The organism is Leptolyngbya sp. FACHB-261 (genome assembly GCF_014696065.1).
Lineage (GTDB): Bacteria > Cyanobacteriota > Cyanobacteriia > FACHB-261 > FACHB-261 > FACHB-261.
Genome location: NZ_JACJPL010000026.1, coordinates 173,198 through 199,231, shown reverse-complemented (window position 1 = coordinate 199,231; position 26,034 = coordinate 173,198). Strand labels below are relative to the sequence as shown.

Here is a 26,034-nt window from a genome sequence, read left to right as displayed (position 1 = left end):
CGTTCCGCCTGTAACGTAGGATGAGCAGCGATCGCGATCGCAGAGCCCGAGGTGCTCCAGTGAGGTTTTGGTGAGGGTGGTAGCGAGAGGCGATCGCTGTGACATTCAGATAACATAAGTCACTGCGGGGGACGCGAATACAGCCAGTAGCTTGCTTCGCTCGGTGATTAAGTGCTTCGCGCCTCTGAGTGGGCGTTATACTGCACCGAGTTCATAGTTGTAGATAGATCTACAGCAAGGCTCTGTATACGCTCTGTATACTGAATTGTTAGACCGATCTGCTCAGGCACTATTTTGACTAAAATGCAGGGACTTAAAGACGAGTCAAATTGTCTCGAAACTTGCTACCCCGGTCGCACATGTTGATCTACTAGAAGCATATTATCTAATACCCAGCAAATAATCCCCGTAGATTGTTGTGAACAAATTCTTCCACCATGACAGGCGTGGCTTTCATCCGAGCCAAGGCGAATAACCCAACCATTGTTCCAAACAACGCATCAACCCCAGCAGCAATGGATACTGTAGGAAGCAGATCCTGCTCTTGTTGAGCTTGATGCAGATGGTCGGTGAAAAATTCTTTGATAAACGCCACATCTTGGTCAAGGGCTTGCTGAAGTTCAAGAGTTGGAATGTCCTGAGACATAAGCAGATTCACTAGGAAACAACCTCGTCCCATTGCCTGAGTGGTCGCAAGTGCGGTCGCATTGTTGAAATACTCCACAATCGCATCCCTGCCGTGGTGGGCCGTTTCGTAATTCCCCTGGAATATTTGCCCATATCGCTCAAACGCAGCACAGAGCAGCGCTTCCTTAGAACCAAAGGCATTGAATAAGCTACCGCGCTTTATCCCTAACTGCCGCGCTAGGTCATCCAAAGACGCAGCACTATATCCATGTTCCCAGAAATACTCACATAGCTTGTCGATCACAGCATCTGAATCAAAAGAACGAGGTCGAGGCATGGCAGTGAACAACTAGAGTTTTATTCTTGACGAGTCCGACAAAAAACGTATATTCTTGACGAGTCCGACAAAAACGCGGGTCGAACGTCAGTGTAGCGCATGAAGAGAGGCTGGGGCTCTCTTGCCCCCTGCTCCCATGCCTCTGTATTTGAGAATGAAGGAGATGGAACTGTCGTGGGATGAGCTAGAGACAGAAATTGGGACACTCCTGTTGGTGGCCGATCAACTAGCCCTCTGTGCTCTTTACTATGGCGATGAGCAACCCCAGTTAATGAAACGACTCACACGACGCTATGGGCAATTCCAACTGCGTCGAGCCAAAAATCTCACCAGATGAAGACTAGTGTTATGGCAACTCAGGGTTTCGTTCACCTTGATTACAAAACTGCGACTGATGCGCTCAAACAAGCGGATGCTGTACTAGCAACCGTCATCGACCAGATTGGCGATTGTACACTGATTCAGGAACAACAAACTGGGGACGTATTTCTGAGTTTGTGTGAATCGATTATCTATCAACAAATCTCAGGAAAGGCAGCCGCAAGTATCTATCGTCGATTTCTGAAACTTTATCCAGAGCGATCGTTTCCCACAGCAGAAGCCATTCTCAACACAGATGATGACATGCTGAGGAAGGCAGGGCTATCTCGCGCTAAAGTCGTTTACCTCAAAGACTTGGCACAGAAAGTTTTAGAAGGATTGCCCACTCTAGACGAGCTAAAGGAGATGGATGATGAAGCGGTGGTTCAACATCTAACGCAAGTTAAAGGCATCGGACGCTGGACAGCACAAAGGCTATTGATTTTTCGATTACATCGTTGGGATGTTTTACCAGCTGATGATTTAGGAGTTCGGGCAGCAGTTCGTCGAGCCTATCGATTAGCAGACTTACCGGAGAAGAAAGCAGTCGAGCAGATGGGGCAGACGTGGAAACCCTACCGTACGATCGCCGTCTGGTATTTGTGGCGTAGTCTTGAACTGCTGCCCAGCTAGCATGAAGATCGTGACCTATAACCTTCGCTTTGGGGGAAAAGCGGGACAACGAGTTCACTGGAATCAGATCTTTCAGGAAGTTAATCCTGACATTTTTCTAGTTCAAGAAAGCTGTAATCCACAACTATATCTATCAGATCATCGCTGGAAGCAATATGGCAGTCAAATTCAATGGGTAAAAGTTGACAGCAGAACTTGGGGAAGTGCTGTGTTTGTCCACTCAGGCAAGCTCACACCGATTACGATCCCTGATTTTACTGGTTGCCTCGTTGGAGTCGAAGTACATGAATCACCGTGGTCGGCAAAGACCGGGCGATCGCTGCGGATCTTCAGCCTTCACGCTCCATCTCCCTACAAAAAATCCGTCAATCAAATCCTCGATTGCATTGCAACCTTGTTCGATAATTGCGACTTAATCATTGGTGGTGATTTCAATCTCACAACGGGCAAGCGACATCCTAGCGAAGGATTACGAGACAATACGCTCTGGCTACTAGAACGACTCCGCAAAGAATTTAACTTGATGAGTTGTTGGCAAATGGCAAACCCGAACGAGGATCTACCTCAAACCTTGCGTTGGAGCCGAAACAAAACTCATCCCTACCATTGTGATGGGATCTTTGTGCCCGCATCTTGGTATCGCTATCTCGATCGTTGTGAAGTTCTCGCTTCGCCAACCTGGGAGCAATTGAGTGACCATAACCCCGTCGTCGCCACCTTAAATTTCACCTAACCCATAAGGAATCAATCGATGTCAGAAGTCTCTACTCTTTCGACCAGCACTATTGCTCAAGTGTTGGCAGAATCCTTTGCCGATGATCCGAGCTTTGAGATGGTCTTCAATCAGAGCAGTGGTCGCTTATCCACAATCCAAGCATTTTTTGAGCCATTTGTAGCAGATGCTAGGAAACGCGGCAAAATTACTCTAACACCCAACTTGCAGGGCGCTTGTCTGTGGTATCCAGCAGATGTGGATGTTTTTGATGCAGCGTTTGAACAGATGTTAATAGGGATTGTTCAAATTATTGCAGAGCGCGTTGGAGAAGAAACAGCTCAATTTTGGCAATATCTGATCGAGCAAGTTGGGAAACACGAACCGCAGCAGAGCCGATGTGAAGTGTTTTTTCTGGGGTTGAAATCCTCTGCACGGGGAAAGGGATTAGGACATGATTTAATCCAACCCGCCCTTGATTATGCAGACCAACATCAACTTCCGTGCTATCTAGTCTCTTCTAACTCTCGTAATCTTTCCTTCTACAAACGTCATGGCTTTCAGGAATATTGCCCGATCAAAATTACTGACACCTATTCTATGACAGGGATGTACCGCCATCCCTACCAACCATCCAATCAAAGCATCTCTATCATCAAGTAAAAACATTGTTGCTGTCATAAAGCGAGTTCTTTGTGCAAGATACGATCGTAGGCACGGGATTTAATGATTGGTTTCTCCTGCCTCCTGATTTAATAGCTGGTTAAATTTGACATGGAAACGGCGAGACAGGCAATCCTCAGAGGATGGTCGTATCGAATTTCACAGAGTTAACGTAGTCTAACAATCCCGTTGCACACCGACCGACGAGAGGTGCTCGGCTGAGACATCGAGCAAGGCTGCTGTAGAAAATGAAATTAATCCTGAATTGCTGTTTTCGGATCCCTATGTCTGGCAAGGTGCCAACGGAGCTGAGAAGGTACTAAGGAATATCGGACTATCGGATTTGGCAGTTATCGACTGTGATAAATATGTCCCTGCGTATCTAATTGCTGGACTAGTGTGGAACATGATTGCAATCTTGATGTCTATGCTAATTCATTAGGCTAGCAGAGGTAGTAACGCTTCCAAGCCATCGTTGAATATTAACTCGTTCTGCAATCTGCTGAAGCGAACACAACAAGCGCCATGCAATGGGCAAACAATAACTGCTAGTCTAGACACAAAAATATGGGTGCCACTGATGGCGATCGTTATGCCACCTGAGTCCCTGGTAGGGGCACAGTCGAGAGCCTATCTGTCAGTATTCAGGGCTAAGGTAGTGCCAGTATTAGCGATGTTTTATAGTTGGTAGTAGATCGATGCTCCAAATCAACGATTTCGATACGCATTGGGCGTCATCCCTGTCAGTCTGCGAAACTGATAGGTGAAGTGACTTTGGCTGTTGAAACCACACTGAAGAGCAACTTCTAAGATTGAATGATTGTGCTGTTCTAACAGCTTCTTGGCTCGTTCAACTCGTTGCTGCATGATATACTGCCAGGGAGAAATTCTCATCGATTGCTTGAAGAGACTTGCAAAGTAGCATGGGTTGAAGTTGGTCACTTGAGCCAAATCAGCTAGCTGAATCTCCTGTTCAAGATGTGCGTTGATATAGTCTATTACTCGATTTAACTTCAACCCACCTAGCCCTGGCTCAGGTTTTGATTGCTTCAGCGGTTGAAGCGTGTAGTGTCGTAGCAGATGAATTGCTAGAAGGTTCGTTAAGGAATCCAGATACAATCTGCTTCCCAGTGCCGCCGTCTGCATTTCGCGTTGAAGAGAGCGTACAATCCATTCAATTTGGCGATCGCGGTGCTTGAATGTGCTAGCTAGCTCAACTCGTTCAGCCTGTGGACAATCTGCTGCCAATGACAGCTGCTCCAGAAAAAAGGGATTAATGATGAAGGCCAGGACTTCATCCATTGCTTCGCAAGCACTGAAGAAAGGAACTCCGGCAGGAATCAACAGGATATCGCCTTGACGTAGTGAGCTGTCATGTTCTTGCCCGTCCATGCGAATCACTTGACGCGAAACATTGCCCAATTCAAATACCAAAACATGATGGGTCAATCCACCGGATATTTCACACTCGCCAGAAGGCTGAACCTGATGCTCGATAGTGAGCCCGCTTGAGTGGAGGCTCTGGCTAGACAACACCCATTCTGGTTGAATGACATCCGCTGGATGAAGGGCCGATTTAGAAGACATCGATTTCACCTCACTGACACATCGACAGAGAAAACCAAAGGATTTTGATAAATTTCAGGAGAATCTGAAAGACAAACGCCTAGCAACGTATCGATAATAGACACCTTTGGTTGAGTTTGCAAAAGAAATCCTAGGCAACTGCAGGTGGAGTTTATGCAAGAAACTAAATTCATCAAGAGATTGTTGATGCTAATTGCGCTTTTGAATTTGGCAGGCTGTCAATTTTTTAATTCTTTTCGAGGTCACGATCGACAGAGCCAAGGCACCAGTGTGAAACCAACCGGGATCACAGATGTTTCACTCAAGTGGTTTACTTCTTCTCCACTCAAGTCTACCGATGTTGTCTCTGCTTCAGAAGCAAAGGCATTCATCAATGATGTCTATCAAACACTTGATAATAAAATTTTTGATCCTACCTTCAAAAAACAGGAGCGTGAGCAACAACTGCAAGAACTCTTAACCACCGTGGATACTAAGCCGAGTTGGTCGAGAGCGGAAATAATTAAACTTATCAGCAGTCAGCTCAAAAAGCTCTCAGCATCCCATTTGAGGATTTTAGATCCAGTAGAAGGTGAAAAATTATTTCGTATTTTTGAACGAAAACCACTCCCGAATATCACACCTAAGCCTGCTGTTGCAGCCGAAATGCGAGGTGAAGTTGGAATTCTTCGAGTTGAAAGCTTCATTGTTCCTCTCATTACCAAAGCAGAACTCGATCGAGCAAAGGCTGAACTTGCCCAAGCCAGGGTAATTCTCATTGATGTACGTGGGAATGGGGGAGGCTTTGGATCAAGCGTCAGCTACCTCGTTGAGGACATCATTGGCCCTAACAAAGTGCTTTGGAGAGACAGAACTCGTGAGGGATTACAGATGCAGAAACCATATGTTTTCCAAGGATATTTCGACGATGCAATCAATGCAGAAGCGAAAGCAGAAATTGAGCTTGGAGAGAAGCATCCCTACATCGAGTGGCGCACGCGATTAGAAGCCAAAGTAGATCCAAGACCTCACTTTATTCTGGTTGATGATCAGTGCGGATCATCGTGTGATTTGTTTGCAGGAGTTATCAAAGACTACGGTTCTGCCACAATTCTGGGAGTCCGCACGATGGGTGCACTCCTTGGCGGCGATGCTTTTAGATTGAGATGGCAGGGCTTTGCTCTCATTGCTCCAACTGTTCAAATCGTTTCACCGAAAGGTCATACGATTGAGGGGGCAGGAGTTCAACCCGATATCGGGATTCCTGAATGTGCAAACGGTGACAGCCAGTGTCTTGAGAAGGCGGTTCAAATTGCAGGCGCAGCGGCGTAACCAGTCGTTGAAGCGGCAAATCAAGTTTTTTCATCTACGTTTCAGAGATATTGGCCGCAGCTCAACTTTGTCGTTGAGCTGCTTTCAGTTGCCGGTAGGGGCGGTCCTTCAATTTTTTCGGCGGAGCGATTCAGACGGTTTAAAATCAAACAACTGTATTGACGTCCATAGTGCTGATCGAGGGACGACAGAATGAGCCGAATCGTTGTTACTACACTAGGTACTCTGGGAGATCTTCATCCCATGATTGCAATCGCGCTTGAATTGCGGCAACGCGGTCATGATGTCGTATTTGTGACGCACCAAGCGTATCAATCTAGGCTCGAAGCCTTAGGGTTTGAGTTTCATCAAATGCGACCTGATTTCACTGCGATGAATGACCCTCAAGAAATGGCACGCATGATGGATCTGAAAACGGGTCAAGAATACATGGTGCGTCAATGGGCAAATCCCAGTTTGCACGAAATGTATGCAGACTTGCTAAACGTTGCCAAAGGAGCAGATTTTATCTTTTCAGGGGAAGGCGTAATCGCCACTCCATTAGTAGCAGAGAAACTCGAAATGCGATGGGCATCGAGCGCGATGGTTCCCCTATCATTTTTCTCGGCTTACGACCCACCAATCTTAGCGCCATTTCCTGCTTTAGCGAAGCTATATAAGTTGGGACCCATCGTGAATCGAGGCATTATCAACTTGGCGAAGCTTGCGAGTAATTCTTGGGCAGACCCCATTCGTCAACTTCGACACCAACTTGGGTTATCGCCCATCAAAGGTAATCCCTTCATTGAAAACAAATTTTCACCCTATCTTGTCGTTGCGTTGTTTTCCTCGGTTTTGGGTCAGCCTCAGCTGGATTGGGCTGCAAATACAGTAGTCGCAGGCTTCACTTTCTATGATGGAATACAAGGCGGAGCAGAACTCACTTCAGAACTAAGGCAGTTTTTAGATGCAGGTGCTCCACCAATCGTCTTTACGCTTGGATCAGCGGCTGTGCTGGATGCCGGCAACTTCTACCAGGAAAGCATCCAAGCTGCAAAACAGTTGAACCGCCGTGCCGTTCTGTTGATTGGTAACAATTCACCTTTAGAGAATCTTTCAGCAGATATTTTGGCGGTCAACTACGCACCATATTCTCAGATTTTTCCTCGCGCTTGTGCGATCGTGCATCAGGGCGGAATTGGGACGACGGCTCAAGCGTTGCGGGCAGGTCGCCCAACCCTGATCATGCCGTACAGCCATGACCAACCCGACAATGCAGCACGGGTCAAACGATTAGGAACTTCTCGCACGATTCCGCGTAAGCAATATTTAGCGGCACGAGTTGCGAAGGAGCTAAGTGAGTTGTTAGGCAATCCTATTTACGCAGCAAAAGCGGCAGAAATCGGACGCATCATACAAGCAGAAGATGGTGTAGGCGTGGCGTGTGATGCAATGGAGAAACATCTTAGAGAAGTTGAAATCGCATAGTGAGCATCAGCCCCCCAACAACTCGATGGAGCGGACAGCTGAGAGTCTTCTCGTCTATCGTTTAGCTCCATCTGCCGCCGCTGCATTTTGCCGTTAGGCTACTCAGGTTATGGGTGAGGACATAATCTGGACTTGTCTGCTGAATTCAAGCAGGTGTTGCAGGTTCAAACGCATCGGTTTTGTTGAGCTGCTCGTCCTGTGCTCCAAATACCGTTGTAGGCTGTGACACAGCTCTTGCTGCCCTTGCCATCCCTCACTAGAATTTGAGCTTGAGAAAAATCAATATCTCTGGCTCACAACCGCACTCCTTCAACCGCAACCCACTTACAGACAACATGGCATTGAGTATCTGGTTTTGAGGGGTTGAAATGACGTGTTCATTGACAACTAGACAGGTCGAAAAATGTGTGACCGCTGCGGTGCTCATTTCAACTGATAGCGTTTGTTGTGGAACAAAATAAAGCGGCGAACTCAATGGACATAGGTTTTCTCAGCGCTGTAAGAACAGTGTTTGAGACGGATAGCCTCCCGCACCTGATCGAGCAGCTTTCGAGGGCGAGATTTTTGCATGAGTTAGCAAATCAGCAATATATAAGATAGAACCTAATAATGCATCTGTTCTAATTAGATCACTTAGGCAGATGTGTGGAACTTTGCTGTTGATCCACCCTAAAACAGGGAGATCTACAACAAGGGGTCTATATGCTAAATTGTTATACCTAATCCGTTCTGTGTAATCAGAATAACCCCGACTCAACCTCAAAGCTCGATCGCTCCCCGTCCATTAGAAACTTATACGTCTACGATACGCTCGAGGAGCCAGTTTTGTAGAGATCAGCAACGCCACCATTAGAAAATTCAATTGTTTTAAGCACATTGAGGAATTCATGTACAACGGGTGAAGATTCGTTTTGTCGCCATGCTAAAGCCAGTTTTAGCATTAGGAAATCTCCGATTAAAGGTCGATAAACTACGCCTTTTGCACTCAAGTTTTGTATGTTCGAGAGAACAAATGTAATGCCAACGTCAGCCGCTGCTAGCCCTAAGCGAGTTTGAGCGAGTTCAGCCTCCTGCACAATGTTCGGTACAAACCCAGCTTGTTCGCAGCATTTGATGAAATTGGCATAGAGTACAGGTGCCAGCGAGCGCGGATAAAAAATGAGTGGTTCATTTGCTAAAGACTGAAGCGCTATCCGTTGCTGCCGAGCTAGGCGATGGGTAGTAGGCACTGCTGCGATATAAACTTCTTCAAACAATGGATGAATCGAGAGAGATGAGTCGCGGATGGGAAGGTACACAAAACCCACATCAATTTGGTGAGTTCGAAGCGCCTCTACCTGAGCTTCTGTTCCATCATTAGTGAGAATCAACTCGACCTGTGGATACTGCTCTCGATAGGTTTTGACAATGTTTGGGGCAAGGCTGAATAGAGTCGTTTCGGTGAAACCAATCCTGAGTCTGCCAATTTCTCCATCTGCTACCTGTTTTGTAACCTGGATGCTTTCTTCTACTTCATGCAGAATTCGGTGAGCAGCTTCAAGAAATTTTTGTCCAGCGATTGTCAATCTCACCCAGTGTTTCGTTCGCTCGAACAATTGAATCTCTAAGCTGTTTTCTAGCGCTTGAATTTGTTTACTAAGTGCGGGCTGGCTCAGGTGTAATGCTTCAGCCGCCCGCCCAAAGTGCAGTTCTTCAGCCACCGTGACGAAATATTTGAGTTGGCGGAGTTCCATAAAACAGCTTGGTAATAACTTTGAGTTATTACGCCATAGTAAACCAGAAATAAAAATTCTCAACCTTGCATCTACTATGGATTTGAGCGGTCAACGATTCTTATCACCTTGTACTGCGCACGAAAAGGATCTGTTAAAAAGTGCAGAAATTTGCGACTGCTTAGAGGCAATTCCGCAGAGAACCTTAATCCTAATGGGAGGCGCTGTCATGAACACGGAACATTCTCATTCATCCAATCCGCAAGCCTTTTCCCGCCGTACCATCATCAAGGCAATGGGTATGGGTGCTGCAAGCACTATTTTAACTCCCCTGGCTTTGAGTGGCTGTCAAACCGCTCAAAGCCAGACAAGCCAGGGTTCGGCAAACCAGCCGATTCAGGTAAATAGGATTGCACAAGCAAACTCTAATCAACTATCAGATATCATCACAAAAGAGATCCTTCGCACAAAGGAACGCATACCTGCAGTCGGGTTAGGAACCTTTCTCACGTTTGATGTCCTAGCAAGTCAGCCGCGCGATCAGATTCTGCAGGTGATCCGTCGCTTCTGGGAGGGTGGCGGACGGCAGATTGATGTCTCCCCACTCTACGGCATGTCGGAAGTGAACGTGGGCGAATTTATTAAAGTACTCGGCATCACTAATGAACTATTTATTACTAACAAAATCTGGGCAACAGGCGAGTACCTGGGCGATCCCGGTCAAGCGCAACGCCAGTTGAAGCAATCGATAGAACGATTATCGCGAAATCCCATTGATGTCATGCAAATTCACAGCCTAGTGGATGTGGATGTAAAGGTGCCTCTGCTCCGGAGATGGAAGCAGGAAGGTAGGATTCGCTACTTAGGCATCACTTATCACGATCCCTTGTATGCTCCAGTGATTGAACAGTGGATTGAGAAAGGTGATCTAGATTTCGTTCAAGTACGCTACTCAATCTTTCAACGGGGAGTTGAGGAGAGAATTCTGCCAGCCGCAGCAGAACGAGGAACAGCCGTCTTAGTGAATATGCCTTTTGAAAAGGCGCGTCTGTTTGGAGTAGTACAAGGGCAACCTCTTCCCGATTTTGCTCGTGAGATTGACTGTAGAAATTGGGCGCAGTTTTTCCTCAAATATGTCATCTCACATCCAGCTGTTACTGCTACCATCCCTGCAACTAGTAATCCCGACCACATGACTGAAAATATAGGAGCATTGAGAGGAGCGCTCCCTGACAATGCAATGCGCGCCCGAATGGTACAACATATGCAAAATCTTCCTGGATTCGATCGAATTGCTCAGATGCCCTGGTATCCCAATAAACAGTTTGCCGGACTAGTTCCCCTACCAAATCCACGCCCAACTGTTTAAAGTGCTGCAGCAAGTTGATAGGTGACGTGATTGATCCCTAACTGCTCACGTATCGTCACGATTCGACTCCAATTGTGTCGTCTTCCGTGCCAAGCTGAGAAATGCTCTGATTACTGGAGAGGAATCATGCTGCCGCCAAGCAAGATAAAGCCCGGTTTTAGGCGTCTGCTCTTGTAATGGTCTGTAGATGACTCCGCTTCTGTGGAAGTTTTGCAAGGAGGCAGGAACGATCGCAATGCCCAATCCTGCTGCAACCAAACCGATAATTGTTTGCATCTGAACTGCCTCTTGAGCAACTTTTGGACGGAATCCAGCTTGTTGACAAATGCTAATAATCTGCTCGTAAAAGACGGGGCCCATTTTGGCAGGAAACAGGATAAATAATTCATCTGCCAAAGCAGAGAGAGACACCTTAGTCTGGGCAGAGAACGGATGGGTTTCTGGCAACGCTAGTACCAATGATTCTTGCAAAATGCATTCCACCCTCAAACCTGGCTCGATGATGGCAGAACGAACAATGCCGACATCAACCTGTTTGTGATGCAGAGCTTGAATTTGCTCTTGCGTTGTCAGTTCATGCAATCGCAGTTCGACAGCAGGAAACTGTTCTCGAAAGACATTTAAGATATCTGGCAGTACGGTATACGTTGCAGAGCCGACAAAGCCGATCGCCAACCGTCCAACCTCACCCCGACCTATCTGTTGTGTCGCTTCAATTGCCTGGTCAAGTTGCGCTAACACCAGATAGGAGCGTTCTAAAAACACTTTGCCTACTTCTGTCAGATGCACTTGCCGCTTTGTTCGTTCAAACAGCTTGACTCCTAGTTCATCTTCCAAACCACGAATCTGCTGACTGAGCGGGGGTTGGGAAATGTGCAACCGCTCCGCTGCTCGACTAAAGTGTAGTTCCTCAGCCACCGCGATGAAGTAGTGCAGGTGCCGTAGTTCCATCACACTTATACGTCTAACCTATTAATTTTAGCCAAATATATATTGGACAGCCGCATGGCGGTCTCCTATCGTACGAAATATGGGTGCCCCATCGTTTTTGGATTGGAGAAAACATGATTCGACTCAACGATCAAGTAGCAATTATTACTGGAAGCGGGCGAGGTTTGGGGGCAGCCTATGCCCGTCTGCTGGCGGAAAGAGGAGCGCGTGTCGTTATACATGACGCAGGCGTCAACAAAGATGAAACCGGATCCGATTCGAATGTGGCAGCTGATGCTGCAAGCAGGATTCGAGAAGCAGGTGGAGTTGCATTCCCAAGCAACGTAATTCTTGATAGTAGAGACAACTGCCAAAGCCTAGTGGAAACTACGCTCTTGAAGTTTGGTCGCCTCGATATTTTGATCCACAATGCCGGATGGGTTGCCTATCAGTCAGTGCAAGAACTCACGCCTGATTTTCTACAACGCGCCATCAGTATTAATTTAGAAGCACCAACATGGCTGGCTCAAGCCGCCTTTCCAATTATGAAACAGCAAAACTACGGACGGATTGTGCTTACGACTTCAGATAGAGCTATTTATCAGCAATATGCACTCAGTAGTCTTGCCTCTTATGCTATGGGAAAAATGGCACAGATCGGGTTGATGAATGTGCTCGCGGTTGAAGGCAAAGAGCATGGAATTCTCGTTAATGCGATTTCGCCAGTAGCCAAAACGCGGATGTGGAACATTCAAGATGAGCCAGAGGATTTGCAACCCAATCAAGTAGCTCCTGGGGTGTTATATCTTGCTTCTCCAGAGTGCCGAGAGTCTGGATTTATATTAAGGGCAAGCAATGGTCAATTCACAGCTGCACGCTGGATCGAGCGAGACAAGGTGGACTACCCCTTAAACCTTGCCGCTGTTGAGGTTTCTACTGCGGAGGATTTAGCTACTCGCTGGCAGGAGATTGCTGCGGATGTTGCGTTTTAAGGATTAAGATCACTGGATTCATGCAAAAGTGAAATTTACAGCTTTATGGCAGACCCTGCAGATGAAGTGGGAGCACAGCTGTATCAACTGGATTTTATAACGCCAGAACAATCTCTGGCGTTGATGTCAAAACGCATAGGACGCGCTCTGGAGAAGGCAGAACGGGAAGAAGCATTGAAGTTGGCAGAGAAGCGGTGGGCTATCTCCTCATCGCGTTGGAGCTAGCAGCGCGGCTAGCGCGAACAACCCCTTGGTCCGACCTGATCTGCATGTTGGAGCAAGAGATGGCCCGCCTAGAGGCCTTGTCAGACCCCCATCCCCGTCGAAAGGAAGCGACGCGCTTAGAAGCCTGTTTGAGCTTGAGCTTAAACGCACTGCGGGATGATGACCTAGAAGGATGGCAGAACTTTGTTTGGCTCGGAGTCTTGCTAGATGATGCTGCTCATAGCCGCACCAATGGCTGCCACTCTCTGGGGCGTGGAGGAAGCGGAAGCGGCTAACCGGCTAGAACTCCTCTGCAATGATGCGCTTCTCCTTCCTAGCCCACCCATACAGGTAGGAAAACGCACCTGGCCTGCCTACCATCTGGATCAGCTCTTGCATGATGTTGCCCGTCGTCTGTTGACAACGAATCAGACTACAGGACTAGGTATTCCCCTAGCGAAAGGCCACGCTGAACTGCTAAAGCGCTATCGAGTCCGCACGCAGTCTAAGCTATGGCACACACTTGCTGATGATGGCTATATTCATGCTCGTCTCACTTGGCATCTAAAGCAAGCAGGCTGGGGCGATGAAATCCACAAGCTACTGCGTGAGGAGATTTCGCCGGGTTGCAACGGCTGGCATGAAGCGTGCAAACGCCTCGGACAAACCGCTATTGTTGTTGCCGATGTAGCACTCGCTTGGCAGTTAGCGGAAGATCTCTTTGAGGATGATCCATTGCGGGCGATCGCTTTGCAATGCCGCTATGCCCTGATTGTGTCTACTTTAAATAGCCTAAGCGCTGATTTACCACCCCCTTTACTGGGCGCACTGCTCCAAAAATATGTACGAGTTCCTAAACAAGGACTAGCTCATGCTTTGCAAAGCTCGAACCCAGAAACTAAAGCAATTTTACTTACAGAGATCAGCGATTATTCACCACAAAACCTAAAAGAAGAAGCACTGCAAAAAGCACTCGCAGCCACCAAGGTTATTCAGTACGAGCAAGATCGCCTCAATGCTCTAAAGAGCTTAGTGCTCAAGCTGCCACCTAGCTTATTACCAGAAGCACTCGCCATTGCCAGGGCTATGCCGTCTGGGATTACTCGCGTTGAGGCTCTAAAGAGCTTAGCGCCCAAGCTGCCGCCTAATTTGTTACTAGAAGCACTCACCATCGCCAAGGCTTTTAGCCACCGGAATTCTGAGTATTGTCGCGCTTTAGCCCTTTCGGCTGTAGTAGATTTCCTGCCAGAGAAGTTAAAAGCAGAGGTATTAGAAGATGCACTCAACGCTGCTAAGGCTATTCCGTCTAAGGAATTTCGCGACAACGTGTATCGCGCTGGTGCCCTAACGGCTGTAGCGGACAAGCTGCCAGAGGAATTACAAGCAGAGGTATTAGAAGATATACTCACTGCCGCTAGGGCTATTGAAGAAGATTGGTGTCGCGCTATAGCCCTCTCGGACCTAGCGGACAAGCTGCCAGAGAAGTTGCAAGCAGAGGTGTTACCAGAAGCACTCGCTGCTGCTAGGGCGAGTGAAGAGGATTGGTCTCAAGCCATAGCCCTCTCGGTTTTAGCGCCCAAGCTGCCGCCTGATTTGTTACCAGAAGCACTCGCTGCCGCTAGAGATATTCAGTCTGAGAGCGATCGCGCCACAGCTTTGATTGCCTTAGCGTCTAAGTTGCCAGAGGTGATACCAGAAGCATTTGCCGCCACCAGGGCTATTCAGTCTGATCACGCTCGCGCCTCAGCTCTCTCGGCTTTAGCGCCCAAGCTACCACCTGATTTGTTACCAGAAGCACTCGTTACCGCTAGGGGTATTCGGTTTGAGCGCGATCGCGCTTCAGCTTTGATTGCCCTAGGGTCCCAGATGTCAAAGATGCAAACGGGCGAACTTCTTCCCCTTTGGCAAAATACACTCCACTCGCTATCTTTCCAACCTCATCGGGACTTTGTGCCTAACTTATTGGCGCTAGCTTCGGTTATCTGTGCCCTAGGAGGTCGGGCAGCAGTGGCAGAAGTTGTGATTGCGCTCCAGGATGTGGGACGGTGGTGGCCGTGATACCGGCAAGTTCCACTATTCCGGTGTAACGACGAGCCAAGCTTTATATGTTGTGTTCTGCTTCTTGCTACCTTCCTGGCGGCCATCCTCGCGGCGACAACTCCCGGCGTATTGGGCGAGTATGCGTTTGCATCAGACGCTGACGATCTCCTTGTAAATTTCCCAAGGTATTAGTTTGGTTAGGACCATAAGCAGCTTTGGCGCAATACCCATTCTCTAAAATGAGAGCTACCAATCAGAGGGCGGCGTTTCAAGACAAGTTGAAACGCCGCCCTCATGTTTGTCTCTGGCTTCCACCCGCGTTCAAGATTTCCGCAGGTTAGCGTAGCCTCGACCTCTAATCACTTGATGATCAGCTGAAGTTACGCTTAGAAACTCCTCGCAGAGCTTTTCGCTTGGACTGAGCGAAGGTCATAGCGATCGAGGTTCATCACCTTATCCCACGCCGCCACAAAGTCATTCGCAAATTTCTGGTGTGAGTCCTCGGCTCCGTAGACTTCCGCGAGGGCGCGGAGTTGAGAGTTTGAGCCGAAGATGAGGTCGACACGGGTAGCGGTCCACTTCTGTTCGCCGGTTTTGCGATCGCTGCCTTCGAACACATACTCCGCTTCAGAGGTCGCCTTCCACGTTGTGCCCAGGTTGAGCAGGTTCACGAAGAAATCATTGGTCAACGTCTCTGGGCGATCGGTGAAGACGCCGTGTTTGGACCCTCCAAAGTTCGCACCCAAAACGCGCAAGCCGCCCACGAGAGCCGTCATCTGAGGAGCTGTTAGACTTAGCAACTGCGCCCGATCGACCAGCAACTCTTCAAGTGATTCACTGTGTTTGCCGCTAGTGTAGTTGCGGAACCCGTCCGCAGTCGGCTCAAGCACCGCGAAGGACTCGACATCCGTTTTCTCTTGCAACGCATCGGTGCGTCCTGGCTTGAAGGGAACCGCCACGTCGTGACCAGCATTTTTCGCCGCTTGTTCGACAGCTGCGCAGCCCCCCAGAACGATCAAGTCAGCGATCGAAACCCGCTTGCCACGCGACTGTGAGCTGTTGAACTCCTGTTGGATTCCCTCCAGAGTTTGCAGCACTGTTGCCAACTGCTCTGGCTGGTTGACTTCCCAATCCTTCTGCGGCGCAAGACGAATGCGTGCCCCGTTCGCTCCACCACGCATGTCAGAGCAGCGGAACGTGGACGCCGATGCCCAAGCGGTCGAAACCAGTTGGGAGACAGACAGCCCCGAGCCTAGAATCTTGGCTTTGAGAGCGGCGATGTCCTGTTCATCAATCAATTCATGATCGACTGCGGGGATGGGATCTTGCCACAAGAACTCTTCCTGAGGAACCTCCGGACCGAGATAGCGTGATCGCGGTCCCATGTCGCGGTGTGTCAGCTTGAACCACGCCTTAGCGAACTGATCTGCGAACTCATCTGGGTTGTCGCGGTAGCGCTGCGCGATCTGGTTGTAGATGGGGTCCATCTTCATGGACATGTCCGCCGTGGTCATCATGGGGGCGTGCCGTCTCGACGGATCGTGTGCGTCGGGCACCGTACCCGCACCCGCGTCACCCTTGGGCTTCCACTGCCACGCGCCAGCCGGGCTCTTCGTCAGCTCCCAGTCATATTTGAACAGGGTTTCGAGATAGCTGTTGTCCCACTGCGTCGGTGTGGGCGTCCATGCGCCTTCAATACCGCTGGTGATCGCATCGACACCGACCCCCGTGTTGAAGGCGTTTTTCCAGCCGAGGCCCTGATCGATGACGGTGGCACCCGCAGGATCAGCACCGACGTGCGTCGCTTCACCCGCACCGTGACATTTGCCAAAGGTGTGTCCGCCAGCGGTGAGCGCGACGGTCTCCTCGTCGTTCATCGCCATCCGACTAAAGGTCTCGCGAATATCGCGCCCTGAGCCGATCGGGTCAGGCTCGCCATCTGGACCTTCTGGGTTCACGTAGATCAGGCCCATCTGAACGGCGGCGAGGGGATTCAGCAGCACCCGATCGCCTTCATAACGCTCGTTGCCGAGCCAGGCTTTCTCAGAGCCCCAGTAGATGTCCTCCTCTGGTGCCCAGACGTCCACGCGCCCACCAGCAAAGCCGAGCGTCTTGAAGCCCATCGACTCGAGCGCACAGTTACCGGCGAAGACCATGAGGTCAGCCCAGGAGATTTTTTTGCCGTATTTCTGCTTGATAGGCCAAAGCAACATGCGCGCCTTGTCGAGGTTGGCATTGTCGGGCCAACTGTTGAGGGGCTCAAACCGCTGGCTACCCGAGCCCGCACCGCCGCGACCGTCGCCAATCCGATACGTGCCGGCGCTGTGCCAAGCCATCCGGATGAAGAGCGGCCCATAGTGGCCGTAGTCGGCTGGCCACCAGTCCTGAGAGGTAGTCATCAGCTCGAAGATATCTGCTCTCACGGCAGCTAAGTCGAGACTCTTGAACTCCTCAGCGTAATTGAACGCCTCACCCATGGGATTGGCCTGGGATGAGTGCTGGTGGAGGATGTTCAGATTTAAGTAATGCGGCCACCAGTCTCGGTTCGACGGCACATGACGAACCTGTTTCTGACCTCCGCCTGTAAACGGGCATCCGCTTTCGCTGCTCATAGTGTCCCCTACTGTAGATTTTGGTGTGTTTTTTCTTTCTTCTCTGCGCCGCCTTTTATTGAGCAGAGCGCATCGCCCCTTACATTCGCATGGGCACAACAGACTGCTGTCGTCAACTTGTTGAGCTCACTCATCTTATTAAGTCATACTCGTTACGACTTCTGATAGAAGATTAATCTATCAAATCCACCTTTGGGAGCCAAAAAAGAGATTGCTTCGCAAGACTTAATATCTCTACAAAATTGAATCTGTTTATCCTGGGCTGCAGACCTGAGGCACTGCTTTTTTACAACACTGCGTCAATAAGCCAGGCTTTGCCAACCTGCCCTCTCCGCTTCGTTGGGCTCTAGTCGATCGCGGCCACTCTCCACAAAGCTCACATGACACTGAGCCACCCATCTTCTTACTCGCAAAGCAGCGGGAGAAACGGCAGAATAATCCACTCTCAACTGGTTTGCAGTGAGGAACTGTCTCCTGAAATCAATAAGCGGCGCTCTATTGTTACATTTAGGTGCAATATGCCTAACAACGCCCATACACCTGACCGCCGAGAGTTTATCTGTTGGCAATAAGAAATTGTCTGCGGCAGGTAATGGTCAACGTTAGGCTACTCAGGTTGTGGGTGAGGACGTAATCTAGAGCTTGTCTGCTGAATTCGAGCAGATGTCGCTGGTTCAACCGTGTAGGTTTTGTTGCGCTACTCCTTCACGCCGCGAGCATCGCCGTAGGTATTTATTACTTCGACGGTCGCGGATGTTATTTCCGGGTACTCAAAAGCTATTTCCGCAGTCGCCAATGTTATTTCCACAGTCGCAGATGTTATTTCGAAGTACTCAAAAGCTATTTCCACAGTCGCAGATGTTATTTCGGAATACTCAAAAGCTGTTTCGGCGACCGCAGATGTTATTTCGGAATACTCAAAAGCTGTTTCGGCGACCGCAGATGTTATTTCGGAATACTCAAAAGCTGTTTCGGCGACCGCAGATGTTATTTCGGCGGTCGCCATTGTTGATTCCAGTCCCACCCAAGCAATAAATCGCAACAAACTTATAAGTAGAAACACAGACAAGCCCCCAATCACTCCACCCAACCGTCGCTTAAATCCACAAAACCACTCAACCCAGGCAAAAGCACGCTCTACTATCTTGAGAACAAATCAGTAAAGGCTTATCTATCTACCCCCGTCGCTTTGATCTGCTGACTGTGGATGAGGCCCATAAGTTGGCTCCTTCCGGCAGCGGGCAGTATAAGGTCGGCTCTCAGGGAACGGTCACCATTCGCTTACTCGTTTTCCACTTTGAACACAAGCTATTTTTGACCGCGATTCCTCATAACGGTTATCCAGGGAACTTGACGGCATTGCTGGAATTGCTAGATACTCAATGGTTTGCCAGGGGGGTGAACCAGACCGCAAGCAACTTCAAGTGGTGATGGTGCGGCGGTTGAAGCAACGGACTATCGTTGAGCCGACCCGTTTTGCTTTCTAGTGCTCCAAAAGCTGACCTGTTCCTAGTAGTTTATAAAAGCTGACTTTTTGTTCACGCACTCAGACTCATGCAAAAAACTCACGCCTTCGCAATTCTTGCTCCCGTCCCAGAGATGCACCTGATCTCTGGCTTGGAGGCGATTGCCGCCCAGCTTGACTCTGACGAGCTACCGCCCGATCATCTGCCAAAAGTGGCTTTTGGCAGCATGGCGTTTGAACTCTTTGGTGAAGTCGAAAAGCTGCGAGATGGAAAGGCAATCGAGGTTTTCATCTATGCCTCTCATGCCAAAGGGGATCAACCCTTAAACCCAGAGGTAACCTGGCGGGGATTGTACGTGGGCTATGTCGGTTCTCGTCGAGGTCGCTATCCAGGTAAATCAATTTATCGCCCTAAATCAACCGCTACCGACACCCCAAACTGGGCAGTGTTTTGGGAGGTGCAAGAGTTAGAGCCGCTCAAGAAGCCGATTCCGATGGGAAACCTGTGTGGCAAGGATAAGAAAACTAACTATCGAGGTCGATTCCTTCCAGAAGGTCCTGTTTTAATTGAATATCCTTAGCATCTATATCTACTAGAGAAGTTGCGAAATCGTAGGGAATTATTGAGTGGATCTCTAAATTGCATGGGTTCAACTTGTTCTACCTCGTTAACTCCAAGTAGTAGTTCCACAGGCCGCAGGCCAGCAACATGAATTGGTCTTCGTCACGGTTTCTAGTTCACACGTCGCCAATATTGATATGTACGACGATATTGCTAGTCTTTATCACCTGATTTATCCCAACTGGAACGAAGCCATCGAAACGCAGGGCTCCGCTCTGAACAGTGTCCTTAGTAATTGGGTGGGTTCAGCACCACTATTGATCCTTGATGTTTCATGCGGGATTGGAACACAGGCACTGGGACTCGCCACGCTCGGACACACTGTTACGGCATCTGATCTAGCGGCAGCAGCCGTTAACCGAGCGCAAAAAGAAGCGGTAACACGCGGACTCAACATTACGTTTAAAGTGGCAGACATGCGGCACTGTGCCGAAACTCATGGCTCTGGATTTGATGTGGTATTAACCGCTGACAACTCCCTACCACATCTCTCTAGCGAAGATGAGATCCGAGTTGCGCTCCGAGGTTTCTACAAGTGCTTGAGGCAAAATGGAGTGGCTGTCGTGAACCTCCGCGAGTACCTTGAGGATGAGGATAGATCCTCCCCACAGATGTGGCCATATGGGTTCCGCTACGACGGGAGCGATCGCTACTTCGTGTATCAAACTCGTGATTGGAGTCACGATACTTACGACGTTGCCATGTATTTTGTACAGGAGATAAGAGAAGGCACTCCTGCTAGGGTTACTGCTGGTTTATCTCGTTACTATACGATTACAATTGAGCGGCTGATGTCTCTTTTTAGAGAGGTAGGCTTTACAGATGTCCAACGCTTGAACGGAATCCTTCCCCAACCGATCGTCGTGGGTCGCCGTGGTGCCACATAACGACGACCGTTATGCCACAAGTTCTCGCTAGGAGCAAGATTTGAGGCTCGTCTGTGAGGGTTTGGGTTCAAGTTGTGTTACGACGGAACTTTGGTCAAGGATCAACTATCGACAGCACAATAGAGGGAGCCAGATCAGTAGCTCAATATGATTGACTCCTCATCTAGTGCTTACAAACAGCAGGTTCTCAATGACTTCAACAACTGCCCAAATTATGAGAACGAGTTTCACAGACAGGCTGCAACTCGGTTAGTAGAGTTGGCGAAATTACAGCCAGGTCAGCAAGTTCTAGATGTTGCAGCAAGCTCAGCAGAAGATTGAGACTTTAGGATTGACAAACATCTGAGCAAGCAGATGCAGATGAGAAAGAATTGCAGGAGAGCCAGTTTGAGGCCATCCTTTGTTCATCGGCAATTGTTTACTTGATAGATATTTCGACAGCACTCCGTCGATGGCACAAGGCTTTGAAACCGGGGGGAGTCGTTGCCTTTTCCTGCCTTGCTGAAAGCTCCCCATCCGCGTCTGTCTTATCTCGAGCAGTGGCACAAAAATACGGGGTTACTATCCCAAATCCTAATAAATTACTTGGAACACCTGGGAGATGCCACCAAATCTTAAAAATGGTTGGATTTGAAGAGAGCAAAATCAAAACCGAACAATTTGGCTTCTACTTACAAGATGCAGAACGTGTTTGGGTAGGCAATGCCAACAGTGCATTTGGCCTTCAGGGTGCAAAATGGTCAGAAGAACAGCTGGAACGATGTAAACAGGAATACCTCACACAAATCAATCAAGCTTCAACCACAGAAGGTTATTGGAATGATGTCACAATGTTCTTTGTAATAGCCTATAAAACCTTAGGCCCCTAATGTAGAAGAAAGGTTGCTTACAGCCGCTTGACCGCAACCCCAAGCTGTTTCACACTAATGGAGACGGTATTGAAAGATTATCTGCGTAGGTTTAGACTCAAGCTACCATGAGGTTGTTGATCAGACAATGCTTCAAGGTTCTTGATAGAAGATGAACCGTTTTGTTATTTTTGGTGCCAGCTGGGGTTTGGGCGAAGTCTTTCATCGCTTCGTTCCAGAATCAGGTGATAAGGTGTGGCTTGTCTCTAGGGCAAAACCTACATTGCATCTTGAAGATCAAATCGAGCGGATTTGGATAGAAACTGATTTAGCGAAGAAGGGTGCGAGCCAAGTTGTATCAAGTGCGATCGCAGCAGAAGAACTTGATACTGCTATCTACAACGCTGGAATCTGGGAAACACTCGCGTTTACAGAACAGTACAAATTTGAAGATGTTACAGATGAAGAGAACGAAAGGATATTGACGATCAATCTAGTCACTGCAATTTCTTGCATTAAAGCCCTATTGCCAAACTTAAGGCTGTCGCAGAACCCCAAAATTATCCTAGTGGGTTCAGCGAACAGCCATGATTACGTAAGTGGTCAAGCAGTTGCTTATGCTGCTTCAAAGTTTGGTCTACGAGGGGTTGTCAACGCCCTCAAACAGGGATTACGTCAGGAAAAAACTGGTATCACATTGCTTAATCCTGGAACATTCGGCACAATTCGATTCCACCAAGACAAGATGGAGGTTGAGCCGGTTGAGGGATATGACGGAGTAATAGCTCCACAAGATTTAGTTACGGTTATGGAATGCATCATTAAAATTTCAAGAGAGAGCTGTATCAGAGACATTGATATTGTGGCAATGCTCGACCCATTCTAAGGAAAGGGCAGTGTACAGCTAGCACGCCCAACAATGCCTTGCACCGGAACCATCAAGGCATGAGAGAATCTGAACAGTGACTCAACATGACCACGGACAATTCACAAAAATTCGAACCATTCCTAGATCTGAAGCGTCTCGTGGCAAATTCAGCGAGAACGGACACATCTCACCGGCAGCTGACGGGCCTGATGGGAGCACAGGCATTGAGAGCAGCATAGCCCATGATGTCGTCGTGACACGGGTGGCGTAGCTCCCTCAGAAAATCGCGGTGGGAGCTAGCTGTTGTTGAAGCCGAACACCGCGAAGTTGTGGACTGGGGTTTGGCTGTTATTTGCGTCGGCTCAACTTAACCGTTAGACTGCTATAACTTCAAATTGTAGTCAATCGCTCGGTTTACCAGAGGTTAAGACAGATGGGACAAAAAGCTATCGCTGAGGACTTCACAGGACGATTTAGAGAAATTGTCTCAGACCCACTTAACCTTGCTATCCGAAGGGATCCTCGTGCTGGCTTTGTGGAAGGCAATGATGTTTATCTTCACAACGGGTTGAAGGTGCCAATCTCTGGTCCTTACGCCTACTATGATGAGTTCAGTTCGATTCTCTGCATAAATCGCGGAGTTCATGAACCCCTAGAGGAATTTGTATTTCAAGAAGTATTAAATCACCTCCAAACCTCGCCCCTGATGGTTGAACTGGGTGCCTACTGGGGACACTACTCAATGTGGCTGAAGAAAACCTATCCCAATGCAAAAGTTCATCTGGTGGAGCCAGAACCACAGAATCTAAACGTAGGAAAACATAATTTTGAGCTGAATGGGTTCACTGGCGAATTCATTCAGGCATTTGTCGGTAACGACCAGTTTGAGGTTGATAAATATTTAGCAGAAAGAAGTATACAGAAAATCGACATCCTTCATTCTGATATCCAAGGATATGAAGTGGAGATGTTGGAGGGCTGCTCTAATTCATTGACAAATAAAAAAATAGACTATCTCTTTATCTCAACCCATTCCCAACAATTGCATTTAGATGTTGTGGAACGGCTTGAGGGTTTTGGTTATACAGTTGAAGTATCGTCTGATTTCGATTGCGGCACAACTTCTTTCGATGGCTTTATATTTGCGTCGAGTTCTTCTATTGAGCCGATATTTAAAGAATTTATGCCGATGAGTAGAGTTCAGATTGAAGAAGCGGAGCCGGGATTTGTGCTCGACTATGTGTCAACTGTCCTACAGGCGACCAAAACTCGTTAGCGCCTTAGAAGCAACGAAGAATGAGTGCGCCAAGGTAAACTCTGGATAGAGTCATGGCACAGCCTAAAAAGCACATGCACTTGGACTAAAAAAACGCTGGTCGGGGTTATGAATGTTAACTACACCCCTTAACACGAGCATTAGCCCCTAAATCAGAAACAGCGTTATTTTTGTAAGCGTGAACTTCTTTCAGCAATTAAAGCATTGAGGATGGGTGGGATAGCAGTTTTTTTCCAATTCTCCACATCTGGGCCTTTTGACCATCTCTCCAGAGCCCAGATAGCCGTTTTTAATCCTTGGTCAGACAACTTCTCCAAATTACTTTGGTTAATCAATGGGTTTGGTTCTATTTTCAGCAAACTGTATACTGCCGAAGTACGAACTCTTGCATCTTGGTCGCTAATGGCTTCAATTAGCGCTTTAGTAGCCTCTGGTTCTGCTACCTTCTGACCCAATGCAGTAGCCGATACGTTACGAAGAGTTGCATCTGGATCACTCTTCAAAACCGTAATTAGTATAGGAACTATTTCTTCTGAAGCTACATTTGCTGAGCCCAAACCATCTAGAGCATGCCTACGTGCCCAAGCACTTGAATCTCTTGACGCCATTACAATCAAATCTGGAATAACTAATTCTAACTCGCTCTTATAAGGTCCTGACTCCCGGATAAGACTTTCGAGAAATGATGCAGAGCTGGCACGGACGCAAGCGCTTCGATCCTTCAATCCATTCGTGAACAAAGGGAGGACACGAGGAATTAATGTCTTTTGATGTAGGGCAACTGTAGTTAGTCCGCTAAAACCAGCTACACGTACTCCTGGATCTCTATCCCGCATTGCTTGAGTTAAGATGGGAAAAATTTGAGGGATTAGTGTTGCTTGAGATTCAGCTGCCGTAGCCAGTCCTTTAATGCTAGTTTCTCGTACCCTCGGATCTTCATCTTGAACCGCTGTCATGAGGGTAGTTAATATTGTGTGTGGCTCTGTTTTAAAAATCAGAACCCAAAGAGCTTGATAGCGAGTTGCACTATTCCAACTCTTTAGAGAAGCTTTTAGATTATCAATATTTACTTCTTCAGATCCCAAGGAATAGAGATCTTGCTCAGATATCCCATTAGTAACATCTGAACAGTCTCCTCTATCTCCTTTACGTTCAATAGACTCAAACAGACAACTACTGCTGAATAACAGTAGAGATAGTAAAACAAGACAACGAAGGAGGTTAGAGGCAGAAACAAATCCGTATAGCCATTTGATTACCATGGGTTTGCGCCGCAATACTTGTAACAGGAGTTGTGGAGACGAACGATCTTCTCAAAAAACATTGTTCAAACATCAACGAATTTAAGCTAGGTGATAGTTTGGGCGATTAGAACTACTGCCTCTAAAGTTTAGAAGCTTCTATCACAATCAATACCTCAAATATTGCTTATTCTTCATCTTCACACTTGATCTTTACAAGGATTCATCGTCTCTTTAAAAAAGTTGTTAAAACCTCTAAAACTGGAAGATTTTGGTTGAGTGGCATTCTATCCGCCAAAACACTAAATGCTCTTTTGATAGCTAACATCATGCTGCACTGAATTGTTGCAAGCTACTAATGTTGTAACAAAGACCGTGGCAGACGGTGGGCAGGAAGGTTAGACGGCTTTAGATTATTGGTTGAGATAGTGTTTCGACAAGGTTGGTCAGGTAGTGGAAATATGGTTTTAGAAAATACTCCACTACCAAGGGAGACTGACTTAAATTAGTTGCGTCCTGTGGTTACACCGCCGTCTACAGGTAAAACGATTCCTGTAATCCAACCAGAACGTGAATCATCTGCCAAAAACAAAACTGCTTCCGTGATATCTTTAGGTTGCCCATTACGCCCCAATGGGTGAAAGGCATTAAAAGAAGCGAGTTGCTCAGGCGTTAGCAGAGAATCAAAAAGAGGTGTTTCAACCACAGCTGGTGCAATGGCGTTGACACGAATATTCTCTGGTGCAAACTCGATCGCTAAGTTGCGTGTGAGCGCATGCACAGCGCCTTTAGCGGCTGAGGAGCCACTACATGGAGTTGCGGCGATCGCATGTAATGCCCACATCGAACCGAGGTTTACAATAGCTCCACCACCCCGCTTACGTATTTCTGGAATGGCAGCTTGTGACGTGAAAAAGTATCCCCGCAGCAGATTCAAGTAACCGTTGAGATCTTGCTCTGTATGGTCAAGAAACGCTTTTGGTTGAAATACACCTGCATTATTGAATAGTATATCTACACCACCAAATCGTTCAACTGCAAGTTCCATCAAGTTTTGGCTTGTTTCCAGGCGTCCAATATCACCAGCTAAATAAGCAACACTTTCGCCAGATGGGTCTATTTTTGCGGCTGTTTGCGACAACTTATCTTGGCGCCGTCCGTTAAGAACAACTTTAGCTCCAGCAGCATGGAAAGCATGGGCAGCATCTGCACCAATACCAGTACCCCCTCCTGTAATCAGCACAACTTTATCGTTCAGGCTCATCTTCTTC

Annotated in this window: 25 protein-coding genes; 17 read left to right on the top strand and 8 right to left on the bottom strand. The window is 48.0% G+C overall.

Going from position 1 to position 26,034, the window contains the following annotated elements:
- Positions 1 to 385: 385 nt before the first annotated feature.
- Complete coding sequence (locus tag H6F94_RS16960; protein ID WP_190803420.1) at positions 386 to 964, bottom strand: TetR/AcrR family transcriptional regulator; 579 nt, start codon at positions 962 to 964, stop codon at positions 386 to 388.
- 163 nt (positions 965 to 1,127) lie between these two features.
- On the opposite strand from H6F94_RS16960, the gene H6F94_RS16955 reads away from it, so the two are divergent.
- From H6F94_RS16955 to H6F94_RS16940, 4 genes are read left to right on the top strand one after another with little or no spacing between them, the layout of a single operon-like run.
- Positions 1,128 to 1,301: a hypothetical protein gene (locus H6F94_RS16955; protein ID WP_190803419.1), complete on the top strand. Its 174-nt coding sequence runs from the start codon at positions 1,128 to 1,130 to the stop codon at positions 1,299 to 1,301.
- A gap of 11 nt (positions 1,302 to 1,312) precedes the next feature.
- Positions 1,313 to 1,957: a DNA-3-methyladenine glycosylase family protein gene (locus tag H6F94_RS16950; protein ID WP_190803418.1), complete on the top strand. Its 645-nt coding sequence runs from the start codon at positions 1,313 to 1,315 to the stop codon at positions 1,955 to 1,957.
- Between the two features lies 1 nt (position 1,958).
- Positions 1,959 to 2,690, top strand: coding sequence for an endonuclease/exonuclease/phosphatase family protein (locus H6F94_RS16945; RefSeq protein WP_190803417.1), 732 nt, complete (start codon positions 1,959 to 1,961; stop codon positions 2,688 to 2,690).
- An 18-nt stretch (positions 2,691 to 2,708) separates the two neighbouring features.
- Positions 2,709 to 3,332, top strand: coding sequence for a GNAT family N-acetyltransferase (locus tag H6F94_RS16940; protein ID WP_190803416.1), 624 nt, complete (start codon positions 2,709 to 2,711; stop codon positions 3,330 to 3,332).
- 708 nt (positions 3,333 to 4,040) lie between these two features.
- Here the strand turns inward: H6F94_RS16940 and H6F94_RS16935 are convergent.
- On the bottom strand, positions 4,041 to 4,919 hold the full coding sequence (locus H6F94_RS16935) for a helix-turn-helix domain-containing protein (protein WP_190803415.1): 879 nt from the start codon (positions 4,917 to 4,919) through the stop codon (positions 4,041 to 4,043).
- Positions 4,920 to 5,072: 153 nt separating this feature from the next.
- Between H6F94_RS16935 and H6F94_RS16930 the strand changes: the two genes are divergently transcribed.
- Both H6F94_RS16930 and H6F94_RS16925 read left to right on the top strand, forming a co-directional pair.
- The gene (locus H6F94_RS16930; RefSeq protein ID WP_190803414.1) at positions 5,073 to 6,230 is read left to right on the top strand and encodes a S41 family peptidase; all 1,158 of its coding nucleotides are present in this window, start codon (positions 5,073 to 5,075) and stop codon (positions 6,228 to 6,230) included.
- A 192-nt stretch (positions 6,231 to 6,422) separates the two neighbouring features.
- Positions 6,423 to 7,697 carry a glycosyltransferase gene (locus H6F94_RS16925; protein ID WP_190803413.1) on the top strand — a complete coding sequence of 425 codons (1,275 nt, stop codon included), beginning with the start codon at positions 6,423 to 6,425 and terminating at the stop codon, positions 7,695 to 7,697.
- An 800-nt stretch (positions 7,698 to 8,497) separates the two neighbouring features.
- Here H6F94_RS16925 and H6F94_RS16920 read toward each other — a convergent pair.
- Positions 8,498 to 9,430, bottom strand: a complete 933-nt coding sequence (locus H6F94_RS16920; RefSeq protein ID WP_190803412.1) for a LysR family transcriptional regulator — start codon at positions 9,428 to 9,430, stop codon at positions 8,498 to 8,500.
- Between H6F94_RS16920 and H6F94_RS16915 the strand changes: the two genes are divergently transcribed.
- Positions 9,399 to 10,778 carry an aldo/keto reductase gene (locus H6F94_RS16915; protein WP_313949316.1) on the top strand — a complete coding sequence of 460 codons (1,380 nt, stop codon included), beginning with the start codon at positions 9,399 to 9,401 and terminating at the stop codon, positions 10,776 to 10,778. The two genes, H6F94_RS16920 and H6F94_RS16915, sit on opposite strands and share 32 nt — an antisense overlap.
- Positions 10,779 to 10,823: 45 nt before the next feature.
- Here the strand turns inward: H6F94_RS16915 and H6F94_RS16910 are convergent, their stop codons facing one another.
- Positions 10,824 to 11,729 (bottom strand): LysR family transcriptional regulator, encoded by a 906-nt coding sequence (locus H6F94_RS16910; RefSeq protein ID WP_190803411.1) that lies wholly within the window; start codon positions 11,727 to 11,729, stop codon positions 10,824 to 10,826.
- Between the two features lie 113 nt (positions 11,730 to 11,842).
- Here H6F94_RS16910 and H6F94_RS16905 point away from each other — a divergent pair, with 113 nt between their 5' ends.
- From H6F94_RS16905 to H6F94_RS16890, 4 genes are read left to right on the top strand one after another with little or no spacing between them, the layout of a single operon-like run.
- Positions 11,843 to 12,700 carry an SDR family NAD(P)-dependent oxidoreductase gene (locus H6F94_RS16905; RefSeq protein WP_190803410.1) on the top strand — a complete coding sequence of 286 codons (858 nt, stop codon included), beginning with the start codon at positions 11,843 to 11,845 and terminating at the stop codon, positions 12,698 to 12,700.
- 45 nt (positions 12,701 to 12,745) lie between these two features.
- A complete protein-coding gene (locus tag H6F94_RS16900) occupies positions 12,746 to 12,925 on the top strand; it encodes a hypothetical protein (protein WP_190803409.1) in 180 nt (59 codons plus the stop codon).
- On the top strand, positions 12,895 to 13,200 hold the full coding sequence (locus H6F94_RS16895) for a hypothetical protein (protein ID WP_190803408.1): 306 nt from the start codon (positions 12,895 to 12,897) through the stop codon (positions 13,198 to 13,200). The genes H6F94_RS16900 and H6F94_RS16895 overlap by 31 nt, the downstream gene beginning before the upstream one ends.
- A complete protein-coding gene (locus tag H6F94_RS16890; RefSeq protein WP_190803407.1) occupies positions 13,157 to 14,962 on the top strand; it encodes a hypothetical protein in 1,806 nt (601 codons plus the stop codon). The genes H6F94_RS16895 and H6F94_RS16890 overlap by 44 nt, the downstream gene beginning before the upstream one ends.
- Before the next feature lie 368 nt (positions 14,963 to 15,330).
- Here H6F94_RS16890 and katG read toward each other — a convergent pair whose 3' ends face one another.
- A complete protein-coding gene (gene katG, locus H6F94_RS16885; protein ID WP_190803406.1) occupies positions 15,331 to 17,556 on the bottom strand; it encodes a catalase/peroxidase HPI in 2,226 nt (741 codons plus the stop codon).
- A 697-nt stretch (positions 17,557 to 18,253) separates the two neighbouring features.
- Positions 18,254 to 18,562 (bottom strand): hypothetical protein, encoded by a 309-nt coding sequence (locus H6F94_RS16880; protein WP_190803405.1) that lies wholly within the window; start codon positions 18,560 to 18,562, stop codon positions 18,254 to 18,256.
- Positions 18,563 to 19,110: 548 nt separating this feature from the next.
- Between H6F94_RS16880 and H6F94_RS16870 the strand changes: the two genes are divergently transcribed.
- From H6F94_RS16870 to H6F94_RS16845, 6 genes are all read left to right on the top strand, one after another.
- Positions 19,111 to 19,602, top strand: coding sequence for a hypothetical protein (locus H6F94_RS16870; RefSeq protein WP_190803404.1), 492 nt, complete (start codon positions 19,111 to 19,113; stop codon positions 19,600 to 19,602).
- Positions 19,603 to 19,882: 280 nt separating this feature from the next.
- A complete protein-coding gene (locus H6F94_RS16865) occupies positions 19,883 to 20,530 on the top strand; it encodes a class I SAM-dependent methyltransferase (RefSeq protein ID WP_313949315.1) in 648 nt (215 codons plus the stop codon).
- 371 nt (positions 20,531 to 20,901) lie between these two features.
- A complete protein-coding gene (locus H6F94_RS16860) occupies positions 20,902 to 21,399 on the top strand; it encodes a methyltransferase domain-containing protein (protein ID WP_199320487.1) in 498 nt (165 codons plus the stop codon).
- A gap of 151 nt (positions 21,400 to 21,550) precedes the next feature.
- On the top strand, positions 21,551 to 22,264 hold the full coding sequence (locus H6F94_RS16855) for an SDR family NAD(P)-dependent oxidoreductase (protein WP_190803402.1): 714 nt from the start codon (positions 21,551 to 21,553) through the stop codon (positions 22,262 to 22,264).
- A 76-nt stretch (positions 22,265 to 22,340) separates the two neighbouring features.
- Positions 22,341 to 22,517 (top strand): hypothetical protein, encoded by a 177-nt coding sequence (locus H6F94_RS16850; protein ID WP_190803401.1) that lies wholly within the window; start codon positions 22,341 to 22,343, stop codon positions 22,515 to 22,517.
- Positions 22,518 to 22,679: 162 nt separating this feature from the next.
- Entirely contained in the window at positions 22,680 to 23,522 is an 843-nt protein-coding gene (locus H6F94_RS16845) for an FkbM family methyltransferase (protein ID WP_190803400.1), read from the top strand.
- 164 nt (positions 23,523 to 23,686) lie between these two features.
- Here H6F94_RS16845 and H6F94_RS16840 read toward each other — a convergent pair whose 3' ends face one another.
- The gene (locus tag H6F94_RS16840; protein ID WP_190803399.1) at positions 23,687 to 24,784 is read right to left on the bottom strand and encodes a HEAT repeat domain-containing protein; all 1,098 of its coding nucleotides are present in this window, start codon (positions 24,782 to 24,784) and stop codon (positions 23,687 to 23,689) included.
- 484 nt (positions 24,785 to 25,268) lie between these two features.
- Positions 25,269 to 26,027 carry an SDR family NAD(P)-dependent oxidoreductase gene (locus H6F94_RS16835; RefSeq protein WP_190803398.1) on the bottom strand — a complete coding sequence of 253 codons (759 nt, stop codon included), beginning with the start codon at positions 26,025 to 26,027 and terminating at the stop codon, positions 25,269 to 25,271.
- Positions 26,028 to 26,034 lie beyond the last annotated feature (7 nt).